Source organism: Pseudomonas protegens (assembly GCF_003363755.1).
GTDB lineage: Bacteria > Pseudomonadota > Gammaproteobacteria > Pseudomonadales > Pseudomonadaceae > Aquipseudomonas > Aquipseudomonas danubii.
In genome coordinates this window covers 124,105-137,048 of sequence record NZ_CP031396.1, presented here as the reverse complement: position 1 = coordinate 137,048, position 12,944 = coordinate 124,105, and the positions used below count along the sequence as shown (strand labels likewise).

Annotated in this window: 9 protein-coding genes; 1 reads left to right on the top strand and 8 read right to left on the bottom strand. The window is 64.5% G+C overall.

The window, feature by feature from the left end:
• Positions 1-76: 76 nt before the first annotated feature.
• From DWF74_RS00545 to DWF74_RS00535, 3 genes are read right to left on the bottom strand one after another with little or no spacing between them, the layout of a single operon-like run.
• The gene (locus DWF74_RS00545) at positions 77-2,236 is read right to left on the bottom strand and encodes a type I secretion system permease/ATPase (protein WP_115580021.1); all 2,160 of its coding nucleotides are present in this window, start codon (positions 2,234-2,236) and stop codon (positions 77-79) included.
• Positions 2,237-2,238: 2 nt separating this feature from the next.
• The gene (locus DWF74_RS00540) at positions 2,239-3,627 is read right to left on the bottom strand and encodes an HlyD family type I secretion periplasmic adaptor subunit (RefSeq protein WP_115580020.1); all 1,389 of its coding nucleotides are present in this window, start codon (positions 3,625-3,627) and stop codon (positions 2,239-2,241) included.
• Entirely contained in the window at positions 3,624-5,765 is a 2,142-nt protein-coding gene (locus tag DWF74_RS00535) for a type I secretion system permease/ATPase (protein ID WP_115580019.1), read from the bottom strand. Before DWF74_RS00535 ends, DWF74_RS00540 begins: the two co-directional genes overlap by 4 nt.
• Before the next feature lie 489 nt (positions 5,766-6,254).
• Between DWF74_RS00535 and DWF74_RS00530 the strand changes: the two genes are divergently transcribed.
• Complete coding sequence (locus DWF74_RS00530) at positions 6,255-7,022, top strand: substrate-binding periplasmic protein (protein ID WP_115580018.1); 768 nt, start codon at positions 6,255-6,257, stop codon at positions 7,020-7,022.
• A 133-nt stretch (positions 7,023-7,155) separates the two neighbouring features.
• On the opposite strand, the gene pelG is transcribed toward DWF74_RS00530, so the two are convergent.
• From pelG to DWF74_RS00505, 5 genes are read right to left on the bottom strand one after another with little or no spacing between them, the layout of a single operon-like run.
• A complete protein-coding gene (gene pelG, locus DWF74_RS00525) occupies positions 7,156-8,526 on the bottom strand; it encodes an exopolysaccharide Pel transporter PelG (RefSeq protein WP_102865059.1) in 1,371 nt (456 codons plus the stop codon).
• Positions 8,527-10,059 (bottom strand): GT4 family glycosyltransferase PelF, encoded by a 1,533-nt coding sequence (gene pelF, locus DWF74_RS00520; protein ID WP_115580017.1) that lies wholly within the window; start codon positions 10,057-10,059, stop codon positions 8,527-8,529.
• The gene (locus DWF74_RS00515) at positions 10,056-11,045 is read right to left on the bottom strand and encodes a tetratricopeptide repeat protein (protein WP_102865061.1); all 990 of its coding nucleotides are present in this window, start codon (positions 11,043-11,045) and stop codon (positions 10,056-10,058) included. The genes pelF and DWF74_RS00515 overlap by 4 nt, the downstream gene beginning before the upstream one ends.
• Positions 11,023-12,393 (bottom strand): PelD GGDEF domain-containing protein, encoded by a 1,371-nt coding sequence (locus DWF74_RS00510; protein WP_102865062.1) that lies wholly within the window; start codon positions 12,391-12,393, stop codon positions 11,023-11,025. The genes DWF74_RS00515 and DWF74_RS00510 overlap by 23 nt, the downstream gene beginning before the upstream one ends.
• A 5-nt stretch (positions 12,394-12,398) precedes the next feature.
• Positions 12,399-12,920 carry a penicillin-binding protein activator LpoB gene (locus DWF74_RS00505; protein ID WP_102865063.1) on the bottom strand — a complete coding sequence of 174 codons (522 nt, stop codon included), beginning with the start codon at positions 12,918-12,920 and terminating at the stop codon, positions 12,399-12,401.
• Positions 12,921-12,944 lie beyond the last annotated feature (24 nt).

Genomic DNA, 12,944 nt, shown 5'->3' with positions numbered 1-12,944 from the left:
AGTGCGCAGGGCTGCCTATGGATATGCGGAGTGGGGAGACATGACGGGTGGCTGAGTCCTCCTGCCGTGGGTGGGGTCAATCCTTCATCTGCAGTGCCCATTGCCGGGCATACACGCCGTCCAGGGCGAGCAGCTGTTGATGTGTGCCTTGTTCGAGCACCCGGCCCTGATCGATGACCAGAATCCGGTCCGCGTGGCGCAGGGTGTTGAGGCGATGGGCGACACTGATCACCGTGCGGCCGCGGACGATGCCCTGCAGATTGGCCATCACCGCCGCTTCCGACTCGTAGTCCAGGGCACTGGTGGCTTCATCCAGCAACAGGATGCCGGGGTTGGTCAGCAGGGCCCGGGCCAGGGCGATGCGTTGCCGCTGGCCGCCGGAGAGCTGGCCGCCCCGCTCGCCCACCTCGGTCTCGTAGCCTTGGGCCAGGGCCTCGATAAAGGACGCCGCCCCGGCCAGACTGGCGGCGTGCCGCACTTCGGCATCGCTGGCCTGAGGCCGGCACAGGCGGATGTTCTGGGCAATGCTGCCGGCGAACAGCACGCTCTCCTGAAGCACCACGCTCATGTTGCGGCGCAGGGCCACCGGGTCGGCGATGGCCAGGTCGATGCCGTCCACCAGCACCCGGCCGTGCTGGGGCACATAGAGGCGCTGCAGCAGGCGGGTCAGGGTCGACTTGCCGGAACCGGAGGGCCCGGTAATGCCGACGAACTCGCCCGGCTGGATCTCCAGATCCAGCTGGCGCAGCACCTCCTGGCCGTCTTCTTCGTAGCGAAAGCGCACGCCCTGGAAGCTCACGGCGCCCTGCAACGCCGGCACCGAGGCCAGACCGCCGCTACCGCTTTCACAGTCGCTGTCGAGAATGTCCCCCAGGCGGCGCAGGGAAATCAGCGTGTGCTGAAAGTCCTGCCAGACCTGGGCCAGGCGCAGGATCGGCTCCACCACATGCCCGGCCAGCATGTTGAAGGCCACCAACTGGCCGGGGCTCAACTGGCCTTCCAGCACCAGCATTACGCCCCACCAGAGCAACAGCGCCGCGGTCAGCTTCTGGATCAGGCCGATGCCCTGCCCGGCCCAGATGCCGACGATGCGGGTGTGGAACGCCGCCCGCACATAGGCCGCCAGCTGGCGCTGCCACTGCTGCTGGAAGGCGCTTTCGATGGCCCCGGTCTTGATGGTCTCGATGCCGCTCACGGTCTCGGTGAGAAACGCCGTGTTGGCCGCATTCAACTCGTATTCGCGCAAGGCCCGGCTGCGCAGCAAGGGCCCCACGCACAGCCAGAAAAGGAAATACAGGGCCAGGGAGCCCACCACCACCCAGGTCAGCAGCGGTGCATAGCTGTACATCACGGCGATGAACAGCCCGCAGAACGCCAGGTCCAGCACCAGGGTCAAGGCCGAGCCGGTGAGAAACTGGCGGACCTGCTGCATCTCGCCGACCCGGGCGATGATCTCGCCGCTCTGGCGGCGCTGGAAATACTCCAGCGGTAACTGGATCAGGTGCTGGTACAGGCGCGCGGACAACTCGGCGTTGATCTTGCTCGCCACATTGCTGAACAGCCAGGACCGCAACAAGCCGAACAATGGCTCGAACAGCGCCAGGGCCAACATGGCGATCCCCAGCACTTGCAGGCTCGACAGGCCGCGACTGACCAGGACCCGGTCGATGATGTTCTCGAACAGCAGCGGCGTGACCAGCGCCACCCCTTGCAGCATCAGCGACACCAGCAGCACGCTGCGAAACTGGCGCCCATGCTTGAGGATCGACGGCAGGAACCAGGAGACGCCGAAACCGCCGGTCTTGAGTTGCACGTGCCGCTCGGCCAGCAGCAGCACCTCTCCCGTTCGCTGATCCTGGCCCTGCCAGAGCGTCGCCAGCTCCTGGCGCGACAGGCTCTGGCATTGCCCCTGCAACGGCCAGAACACCCGGACCTGCTCGTCCTCTACCGCCTCCAGCACCGCCCAGCCGTGAGGGGTGTTCAACAGTGCCGGCAGCGGCAGGTGATGCAGGCGCTGTACCCGGCTCTGCACCGCCCGTGCGCGCAGGCCGATCCAGCCGGCGCAGCGCCGCAGGTCAAGGCTGTCGGCCGGACCTTCAACCCGTCCCAGGCGGTGAGTCAGTTGCGCCACGCTGATGTTCAGGTCGAAGCGCCGGGCGGCCCAGGCCAGGGCGTGCAGGCCGGTGTCAAGCAGCGTCGCTGAGGGTTCGGAAGCGGCATCGAAAGCGCGGGTCATGTTCAACGCTCCCGCAACGCTTCGGACTGATACTCACGAATCGGGCTCAGCAGGTAATTGATCACCCGCCGCTCGCCGGTGCGAATCTCGCCGGTCACGCTCATCCCCGCCTGCAAGGGCATCCAGCCCTGCCCCGCGGCAATGGCCGCACGCTCCAGGCGAATCCGCGTGGGGAACACCAGCCCCATCTGGTCGTCCTTGATGGCATCACCGGAGACATGCTCCACCGTGCCGCGCAAGGTGCCGTAGCGGGTGTAGGGAAACGCATCCACCTTGATCTCCACCGGCTGGCCGGCCCTGACGAAGCCCACGTCCTTGTTCAGCACCATGACCTCGGCATCCAGCTCGGCCCCTTCGGGCACGATCACCAGCAACTGTTGCGCCGCTTGCACGGCGCCGCCCAGGGTATGCACCGCCAGTTGCTGGACCACGCCGTCCACCGGTGCCAGCAGGGTTTGCAGGCGCTGGCGGTCGCGGCCGCGAATCAGTTGCTGCTCAAGCACAGCGATCTCCTGTTGACTGCGGTTGAGCAATTCGTGCTGCTCGCGCTGGGTCCTGGCCAGGAAGCTGTCGCGCTGCTCGCGACGGTTCTGCGCCTGGGCCTTGAGCACCTGCAGCTCGGCCTGTTGCTGGGCCAGCGAACGCTCGACTTCCAGTTGCTCCTTTTCCTGCTCAAGCAACTCGACCATGGGCATCAACTGTTCAGCCGCCATCGCCCGGCGTGCATGGAGCCGTTTGCGCACATTGCTGGACAGCTTGCCCAGGGCGCTGATCTCGCTGCCCCGGGCCCGCTGATTGGCCTGGTTGATGGCGATCTCGGCATTGAGGCTGTCCAGGTTGGCGCTGATTTCCTTCCAGGTGCTCAGCAGTTGCTCCCGGGCCGCTGCTACCTGCTGTGCATCCAGGCCCGCAGGTGCCTGATAGCTGTGCAAGGGCTCCGGGGTCAGCAGTGCGCGAGCCCGGGCCAGCTCCAGACGTTTGAAGTCCAGTTGCGTGCGCAACTCGCTCAGTTCGGCGTCGATGCCAATCGGGTTCAGCGCCACCAGCACCTCGCCGGCCTTGACCCGCTGCCCGTCACGCACATGGATGGCCCGGACTTCACCTGCCTCGTGGGCCTGGATCACCTTGGTGTAGCTGGACACCATGAGGCGTCCGGCAGCACTGGCATGAATGTCGAGAAAACCGAAGATCGCCCAGCCCAGGGCCAGCAGGATCGCCAGGATCAGCAGCAGCGCCGTGCAGCGCGCCCAGGGCGCCGGTGGCCGCTCGACAATTTCCAGGTAGCCGGGCTGGAACTCGTACTCGTCGCGGCTGCGCTTGAGCCGTGTCCGCGCCTGCCCCAGGCGTTGCCAGGCGCGACGTGCGCGAGACAACAGCGTGCCGAACATCATGACGCCTCCTTGCTCAGCGCCTGCTGCAACGCCCACAGGCGCGCGTAGCAACCACCGTTGGCCAAGAGTTGCTGATGGCTGCCGGATTCGCTGATACGCCCCTGTTCCAGGGCGATGATGCGTTGGCAATGCCGTACCGCAGACAGGCGATGGGCAATGATGATCACCGTGCGTCCCTGGGCGATGCTTGCCATGTTGTCCTGGATCAGCGCCTGGGATTCGTCATCCAGGGCGCTGGTGGCCTCGTCGAAAATCAGCAGGCGCGGGTCGCCCATCAGTGCCCGGGCAATGGCGATGCGTTGCCGCTGGCCGCCGGACAACGAGCTGCCGGCTTCGGCCAGCACCGTGTCGTAGCCCAGGGGCAGGCGCAGGATGAAATCATGGGCACCGGCCAGGCGCGCCGCGGCAATCACGCTTTCCAGGGAAGCCGTGGGATGGCGCAGGGCGATGTTGTGGCGCACGCTGCGGTTGAACAGGTAGTTTTCCTGGAGCACCACGCCAATCTGGCTGCGCAGCCAGGCCGGCTGCAACTGATCCAGGGGCAAGCCGTCGATCAGGATGCGCCCGCCATCGGGGGTGTAGAGTTTCTGCAGCAGGCGGGTCAGCGTGCTCTTGCCGGAGCCGGACGGGCCGACGATACCCAGGGTCTGCCCGGCGGCGATATGCAGGTCCAGGCCGCGCAGCACCCATGCAAGTTCCGGGCGGTAGCGGAACACCAACTGTTCGATGCGCACTTCGCCACGCAGCGCCTGAGTCGGGCGCAAATCCCCCTCGGCCTGCTCCACCGGCAGGTTGAGCATGTCGCCCAGCTTGTCCACCGACACCCGCACCCGGACGAACTGCTGCCAGACCTCGATCAGCTTGGCCACAGGCTGGCTGACGTGGGACAGCATCATGTTGAAGGCAATCAACTGGCCGATGCTCATCTGCAGGTCGATGACACGGCTCGCGCCCCAGCAGATCACCGCCACCGCGGTGACTTTCTGCAACAGCATCACGCTCTGGCTGATGGCGCTGCCCAGGGTCTGGCTGGCAAACCCGGCCTCGACCATCTGCGCCGTCTGCGACTCCCAGCGACGCTGCATGCGCGGCTCCACCGCCAGGCTCTTGATGGTTTCGCTGCTGCTGACGCTTTCATTGAGAAAGGCGGTGTTGCGCGCCGCGCTGTAGAACTGGCGCTCGATGCGCTTCTCCAGCGGGCCGGTGCTGAACCAGGCCAGCAGCGCATACAGCGGCAGGGTCAGCAGCACCAGCAGGGTCAAGGGCCAGGAAATCCAGGCCATGACCGCAAAGAACACCAGGGTGAAGGCCACGTCGACACACAGGGTCAGCAGCGAGCCGGTGAGAAACTCGCGGATGCTGTCCAGCTCCTGGACCCGGGTGATGATCGCCCCCACCTGGCGTTGCTTGAAGTACAGCAACGGCAAGCCCAGCAGATGGCGCAAGAGCTTGACCCCAAGACCGATGTCGATGCGATTGGCGGTGTGCGCCGCCAGGTATTCACGCAAGCCCTTGAGCAGCACCTCGAACAGGCCCACCAGCACCAGGGTCAGCACCAGCACGTCGAGGGTCGACAGCGCCCGGTGCACCATGACCTTGTCCATCACCGCCTGGAAGAACAGCGGCGTCGCCAGGGCCAGCACCTGCAGCAACAGCGAGCACAGCAACACTTCGCCGAGTATCCGCCGATGGCGCAGCAGCTCCGGTACGAACCAGGACAGATCGAAGCGCAGGCCGTTCTGGCGCAGGCGAATCACCTCCCCGCTCCACTGCTCGGCCAACTGCTGGCGATCGAGCATGTCCGGAGTCGGCATTGAAGGTCGCTGCACCAGCGCCTGGGTGTCCGAGAGCCGCGCCAGCAGCATGAATTCGCCGCTGTGGTCGCGCCAGACCAGGGGCAGCATCTTCGGCGTCAGTCGGGCCAGCGCCAGGCGTTCCAGGCGCAGATCAACGCCGGCGTTGCGCGCATAGTCCCTGAGGGCCTGGCGCAGGTCCGGCGAGGGGGACTGCTCCTGGGATGGCGGCTGCGCAGCTGGCGGTAGGCGTTCCTGGGTCAATTGCAGTAGCAGATGGCAACAGGCCAAGGCTGATTGAACGGCCGTATCGGCCGCGGATGAGGTGGCAGACAGCGTCGTCATAGCGGCGCGTCCGCAAAAAACAGGCTGCGGGGTGGTGCAATAGTGACTGGCATAGACCGCTCGTTGCTTGCTCCAGGGAGCGTGGAGGCACGAACGCAGTCTGAGTCAGCTAATTGCGAATGATAATCAGCAGTTTGATTGAAGCGTTTTAACTAAAACTTGAAGCTGTCCCCTAAATCCCCGGCATGCCCAGGCTGCGCATGCAGGGGGACCTGGCCCCAGGCTGACGAGGCTACTGATACAGCGCTGCACACGGCTGTTCAACCTGAGTGTCAGCGCGTACCAGTCGCTGCCCTCACCGGTTGCGCCAGCCCTGAACCGCGATGGCAATCAGCGGTCAAAATAATCCGTCAAATCCATCCATCTCTGCACATAACCCTCTAATCTTGGCGGCACGTTTTGCAGGTCGTTGCGGTCGGTCTTTGTAGGTGCCGAATACGCAGCGTTAATCCGAGAGCATGAAATGCCACTGTCTGTTGAGTTACTGCCATGACTCAGGTGAGTCAATCGTTGCGCCAGCGGGGGGCGCTGATCCTGACGACGCTGCTCGCGCTGATGGCCTGGGGGCCCGCAGTGTCTGGCGCCGAGTCCCGTAGCTTCGACCTGTACATCGCCGAAGCGCCGCCTTTATCGATGCTGGATCAGTCTGGCCTGCATGGCATCGTCGGCGACGCGACACTGGAAGCGGCGACCCGGGCCGGATATGCGCTGCACTTTGTCGAAGTGCCTTGGGCACGAGCCCAGCAAAGCGTACGCAAAGGCGTCGACAAGCTGATCATTCCGCTGTCGCGCACGCCAGAAAGAGAGGCTGATTACACCTGGATCGCGCCCATCATGACCATGGACAGAGCGTTTTTCAGCCTCGATAAACGCGTCCAGAGCATGCAGCAGGCACGGGAAACCTTTGCCCGCATCGCCGTTGGCCGAGGCAGCGCCCAAGAGCAAAAACTGCGGGCAGAGGGCTTTAGCGATGCCCAGATTTATCCGTTTGAGATTGGTGAGAATCCGGCGCAATTGCTGCTGATGGGGCGCGTCGATGCCTGGTTCAACGGCATTCCTGAAACGCAAGCTATCTGGCGCAAGCTGTCAAACAGGACGTTGCAGGTCAGTCCGTCCTTGATGAAGACCGATCTGTATCTGGCCTGCTCCAGACAGTGCGATGCGCTGCTCGTGCGCCACTTGCAGGCGGCAGTCGAGACACTGCGCAAGGACGGCACACTGGAGCGGATAAAAAACGCTTACCTGAAAGAGCGGTGATCCGTTGCCCCGGCGCTGGTCAGTCAGCACCTCGCGCCAGGGGGCAACTCACGCAGTGCACTGCAGCACCTCGGCCCTGTACCAGGCTTGCGCTGGCGTCATGACTGCGAGCCTGGAGAGGCCGTGCACGGCCTTAACGCGAGAGCATGAAGGTCTCGTACTCCAGGTCATCCAGCGCCGTCGACAGCCGCGCCAGCCCCAGCAATACGCAGATCAGCAGCGACAGGGTAAAGCCATAACCGAAGTAGCTCGGCCCCAGGTGCAGGCTCAGCAGGGTCAAGGCGGCGTTGAGGGCGACGAAGAACAGGCACAGCTCCAGCACGATCGCGCGTTTGTCGAGGTAGAAAAACACGTTGAGGATCGCCATGAACACCACCTGGATGCTCACCCCGATCAAGTCGATGTAGAACAGCGGCAGGTAATAACTGGACATCCCCAGCCACTCCAGCAGGCGCGGACCGAAGAGAAACAGCAGCACCACCGTCAGCCCCTGGACCTTGCAGATTTCCAGCAGGCCCTGGCGGATCGAGAAGGTCATCTCGGCTTTCAGCGAGCCGATATGCTGCAGGGTCTCGCCGTCGCGCACCGCGCGAAACAGCCGGTCGTACCACTCGGCGAAGTCGGTTTCGATCCTGACCAGAAACACCGCCATGCCGGGAATGATCGCCAGGTAGGCGAGGAAGATCGGCAAGTCGTAGAGGATCGAGGCGCGCATCGGCCCGATCACCTGGCTTGAGGTGTCCGGGTTGAACCAGAAGATGAACTTGTCGATCCAGATGCCCAGGTTGTAGCAGAACCCGGTCAACAGCAGGCTGAGGAACACCTGGCGACGGTCGAGGAAGTCGAAGGCCACCAGCTTTTCCGCCCGGTACTCGCGCAGGATGTCGTAGAGAAACAGGAACAACAGCGAGCTATGCCCCAGCAGCAACGCCAGCAACAAGCCTTCCATGCCCATGTGGCGCAGGAAGAATGCGCTGCCGACCATCAGTCCGTAACCCACCAGCATCACCAGCAGGATGCGGTTATAGGCCTTCATCCCCGAGAGAAAGATGATCACCAGCCACAGGTTGCACAGCACCACGAAGTTGGCCAGGGTCAGCAGGCGGTAGAGCAGCGGCTGGTCGAACAGGGTGCCCAACAGCACGATGCCCAGCACCCCGGAGCCCAGGGTCACCAGCAGCAGTACACCCACCAGGTTCGGCAGGATCTGCTCGTACTTGCGCTCGAACAGGCGGTCGGAGACAAAACGGGTGAAGAACAGCTGCAAACCGCCGGTGAGGATCAGCGACGTGGCCATCAGGTAGGTCACGGTGATCAGGAACTGGCGGATCAACACCTCCGGAATCACCAGCCCCAGGCTGATGACCCCCACCAGCATCACGCTGAGAATCGACAGCACCCAGGGTCCGGAGCTGATCAGCCCGGCATAGACATAGGCGTGCAGCGTCGCCGTGTAGGAGTCGCGGGAGAGAATCTTGCGCAGTTCAAAACCGATGCCGGCCATTTACACAGCCTCCTTGTGTGCGGTGCCCATGGCGGTGTCATACAGCGCGCGATAGCGTTCGATCATCAGGGTTTCGCTGTAATAGCGATGCACCCGCAGCAAACCGGCGGCCTGGGCGGACTTCCAGCGTTCGGGACTGCGCAGCAGGTCGATGATCGCCTGGGACGTGGCCTGGGGATCGGCGATGGCCACCACTTCCCCGGCCAGCCCCAGATCGCGGTCGGCCGCCTCGCCGCCCTCGATCAGCTCACGGCAGGAGCCCACGTCGCTGCTCACCACCGGCGTGCCGGCGGCCCAGGCTTCGAGAATCACCAGGGGCTGGGCCTCGCTGATGGAGGTCAGCACCATCAGGCCCAGTTGCGGCAGGATGTCCTGGATCTTCTGGAACCCGAGGAACAGCACCTTTTGCTCCAGCCCGAGACTGGCCACCAGGCTGCGACACTCGGCGACGTACTCGGGGTCTTCCTCTTCCGGCCCGACGATCCAGCCTTCGACCTGGGGCATGACGCTGACCACCCCGCGCATGGCCCGCAGGAAGGTCTTCACGTCCTTGATCGGCACCACCCGGCCGATCAGCCCGACCACCGGAGCGATGCCGTCGGCCCGGGACTCAAGGGCCTGGGTCCACACGTCCAGGTTGATGCCGTTGGGAATCACCCGGGTGCGCTCGGCCGGCGCGCCGTCCTTGATCTGGCGCTGGCGGTTGCCGTCGTACAGGGCAATGATCTGGTCGGCGCTTTCGTAGACCAGATGACCGATGCGCTCGAAGAAGCGCACCCAGAGCATGCGGATGTAACCGGAGCCTGCGTCCATGCTGTCGTTGAGCGCCTGGTTGCTGCTTTCGGCGATCCAGCTGGCCTGAGCCAGGTCGATCTTGCGCTCCTTGGTGTAGATCCCATGTTCGCTGAGCAGCAACTGGCAGCCCCACAGCTGCTTGAGAATGCAGCCCACCAGCCCGGCATAACCGGTTGAAATCGAGTGCAGGACCCGGGCCCGCGGCATGTGCCGGGCGGCATCGGCGAGCATCAGCAACGGCGACTGCATGGTGCGCAGGGTCCAGAAATAGTTGACGAAGGACGGGTCGGCACAGTGCTGTTCGTAACCTTCGGTCAGCGCCTCCCAACTGGGACGACTGTAAAGCACGTCATCCAGGGTGATACGCGCCTGGGCCAGGGAATCGAGCACGCCAATGCCCAGCTCGGCGGCCGGTTTCTCCGGGTTGTGCAGGTAACGGTACAGGTTGCTCAATTCCTCCAGGGACGCCGTGTGGGCAACCCGCTTGTGCTTGGGATTGCGCCAGGCCTCCTCCAGGTACACTTCTTCGATGTGCACCACGTTGGCCGGGATCTCGTAGCGGCGCTGACCGTAGGCTTCGCGCTGCCCCCCAATGAACAGCACGGAAAAGGTCAGTTGCGGCAGACCGAGGATCATCTGGTGAATCCAGCTGGACACACCGCCGCGCACATAAGGCCAGGTGCCCTCGAGCAACAGGCAGACATCGGCAATGGGCGTTGGGTTGACGGCGGTTTTCATGTCCAGGTCCTTACCAGCCCGGCAAAGGGCGGACGTTGTTGCATCTGCGGCGGCAAGCTTTTGAGCAGCGCGGGAATCTCTGAATAGTTGCCGGTTTCAAAGGCGATCTCGGCCCGAAACGGCAGGACCTTGGCCGGGTCCATGCCCGCTTCCTGGGCCTGGTGCATGTGCAGTCGCGCCTTGCCGATGTCGCCCCGCTCAAGGGCGATACGCCCGGCCAGCAACAGCAACTCGCCGCCCTCTCCCGCCTCCAGCGCCAGCTCGGCATGCTCGCCGGCTTGCCCTAGCACGTGCTGCTGGACGCTGCCCTGGGCCAGGCCCAGGTAGGCCAGTTCCCAGTACCAGCGCGCCAGGGTGGCATGCAAGGCGCCGGCCTTCTTCGGCGCGGCACCGGGCAACTGTTCGAGGGCGGTCTGGATGCGCTGGTTGATGTCGGTTTCCTGCTTGTCGAGCATCGAATAGGCCAGCAGGCGGACATCGTCGCTGGGATCTCCCAGGGCCAGCTTGAGGATCGGCACCGCTTCCTTGCCCGGCATCTTGCGGGTGGCGAGCAGCGCTGCCAGGCGCTGGTCGGGGTCCGGGGCGTGGCGCAGCACGTCCTGCAAGCCGCTGTCGCCGAAGGTCGGCGAATGCAGATGGGTCTGGGCGCGAAACGGCAGTTCGGGAATGCCAACCGCCTGCCACATCTGCGTCTCGCGCTTGCGCGGCAGATACAGCGCCGGAAAGATCGCGGCAATCACCCCGACCGAGCCCAGCAGCGGTACAAAGAACGCCAGGCTGAAAATGAACAGCGGACTCCAGGGCAACGGCCGGCGATAGCGGGCCGGCAACAGCAGCCACACCGCCGCCGTCAGCAGGCCGCAGGCGATACCGTGGGACATTGCATACAGCAGCGCGATCTGCAGGTCGGGCAATTGAGTCGTCAGACTGGCCCAGCTCCCCACCTCGAAAAACAGCGCTCCGCTAAACAGCCACTTGCTGATCATTCAGGCCACACTCGTTGTACAGGAAGTTACGCAGCCCATCGCGTTGCCGGGCCGACTCCAGGTCGTAAGGCAGCACCGCGACCCCCAGGCTGGCCAGGTCCACGTTCATGCCGAAGTGCTCGTGAACCAGCTTGCCCAGGCGCGCCAGGTAGCCTTGGGCGCCCTCGGCACTGGTCAGTGGCAACAGCACCAGCAACAGCCCGTGCCCGCGACTGTTGACCAGGCTCAGGTGCAGGTCCAGCCCGCGCTGGCTGCGCTCGAACAGCCGCGCCAGTTCATCGTTGGGCTGGGTCAGTTCAAAGGCGTAGAGGCATCCGGACAGACCGTGTTGCTCGACATCCACCAGCGAACGCTTGAGCTGGCGGGTGAAGTGCTGGGCGTCGGCGTTTTCCAGCTGCAGTACCTGTGAATCCGGGTGCAGCAGGTCGGCGATATGCCCGGCCAGCAGCGCCAGCAGGCTGAGGGTGCGCTCCTGGAAGGCAAAGAACGGCATCTGCCGCACCGCGAGAATCGCCAGCACCCGCCCCTGGGTATCGACCAAGGGAATACAGGCCTGCAGGGACGACACCGACGCCTGCCCGCCGCTGTCGAGCAGCTCTTCACGCACACTCACCAGCTCTTCGCGCTCCAGGCACAAGCGCACCAGCAGGTCCTGGTTGTCCAGGGGCCCCATGGTCCCGGTGGAGGCCAGCAGCGTCAGGGTGGGAGGCGCGCTACCGGCCTGCTCCACACGGTACAGCCCGGCCACCCGCAACGAGCCGTACTGGCCCAGCAGGGTCAGCACCGGCTCGGCCAGCAGGGTCAGCGAATCATCGCCATTGGGCACCGCACGCAGGCGCTCGCGCAGGCCCAGCAAGGAACTGCGCAGGCTCTGATCGCTGCCGGCCAGACGCTGCTCCAGGCGATCATGGGACACCCGCAGGATCTGATGCGCCCGGGTGAAGTCGTCGAGTCGGTACTGGCGATACTCGTTGGCCATCTGCAAGCGCAACAGGCGCCGCTCCCACAGGTCGCGCACCTCGCCCACGAGCATGCCGCAGACCAGCACGCCGACGATGTAGGACGAAGCGATAGGCGCATAAGCCTCCAGCCCCGACTGACGCAGGATGAAGAACGCCGCCACCAGCAGGCTGGCGCTGATCAGGCCGCGGACAAAGCCGTAGCGCACGCCCAGCAACAACGGCGCCAGCACCGGCCAGGGAAACTCGGCCTGTACTTGCAAAGGGTCCTGCGGCGTCAGCCACAGCCCCAAGCCGATGACCAGCGCGGTCACCAGGAATGTTTCCAGCCATGACGCCGGACCGCTGGCGCGGGGCGCCAGCGCGTAGTCCATGTGTGGAGAGCTCATGACAGTCACTCGATCCTGAGGCCACCGACAAGCTTGTCGAGCACCTTCTGCGCTGCGCCAGCCAGGCTTTCACGAGACCAGCCGGCACGGGCGCCACTGTTGCTCCAGAGCACTTTGCCGGTGCCCGCCTCAACCACCCGCAGGCTGATGCCCACCGCCGGCTCGCCATCCAGGCCATTTTTGTACTGCCACTCTTCAACACTGCCGGACACCACATAGTCGAGCTTCTGCTCGCGGGCCCAATCCATGGCACCGGCCAGACGCTCGTTGTCGTCGAGCAAGGCCTGCTCGCCCTGCCCCGGCGCGCCGCTGTAGACCTGGGGTTGCAGGCCGCGGCTGCTCAGCACGCTGAGCAGAATCTGCTCACTGCGCTCCCCGGCCTGGGGCGTCTGGGAATAGTTGACCAGCGGCAACACGCCCCAGCGCGCACTCTTGGACAGTTCAGGGCTGTCTTGACCGGTAAAGCTGGTGCAGCCGGCCATCAGCAAAGCGGCCATCGCCAGACTCACGCAACGAATGGATTGCATAAGGTTCACTCCTCTTTGAATTCC

What these genes read in the sequence shown, in the direction of transcription:
- DWF74_RS00545 (WP_115580021.1), bottom strand. Translation starts at nt 2,236, where the DNA reads ATGACCCGCGCTTTCGATGCCGCTTCCGAACCCTCAGCGACGCTGCTT.
- DWF74_RS00540 (WP_115580020.1), bottom strand. Translation starts at nt 3,627, where the DNA reads ATGATGTTCGGCACGCTGTTGTCTCGCGCACGTCGCGCCTGGCAACGC.
- DWF74_RS00535 (WP_115580019.1), bottom strand. Translation starts at nt 5,765, where the DNA reads ATGACGACGCTGTCTGCCACCTCATCCGCGGCCGATACGGCCGTTCAA.
- DWF74_RS00530 (WP_115580018.1), top strand. Translation starts at nt 6,255, where the DNA reads ATGACTCAGGTGAGTCAATCGTTGCGCCAGCGGGGGGCGCTGATCCTG.
- pelG (WP_102865059.1), bottom strand. Translation starts at nt 8,526, where the DNA reads ATGGCCGGCATCGGTTTTGAACTGCGCAAGATTCTCTCCCGCGACTCC.
- pelF (WP_115580017.1), bottom strand. Translation starts at nt 10,059, where the DNA reads ATGAAAACCGCCGTCAACCCAACGCCCATTGCCGATGTCTGCCTGTTG.
- DWF74_RS00515 (WP_102865061.1), bottom strand. Translation starts at nt 11,045, where the DNA reads ATGATCAGCAAGTGGCTGTTTAGCGGAGCGCTGTTTTTCGAGGTGGGG.
- DWF74_RS00510 (WP_102865062.1), bottom strand. Translation starts at nt 12,393, where the DNA reads ATGAGCTCTCCACACATGGACTACGCGCTGGCGCCCCGCGCCAGCGGT.
- DWF74_RS00505 (WP_102865063.1), bottom strand. Translation starts at nt 12,920, where the DNA reads ATGCAATCCATTCGTTGCGTGAGTCTGGCGATGGCCGCTTTGCTGATG.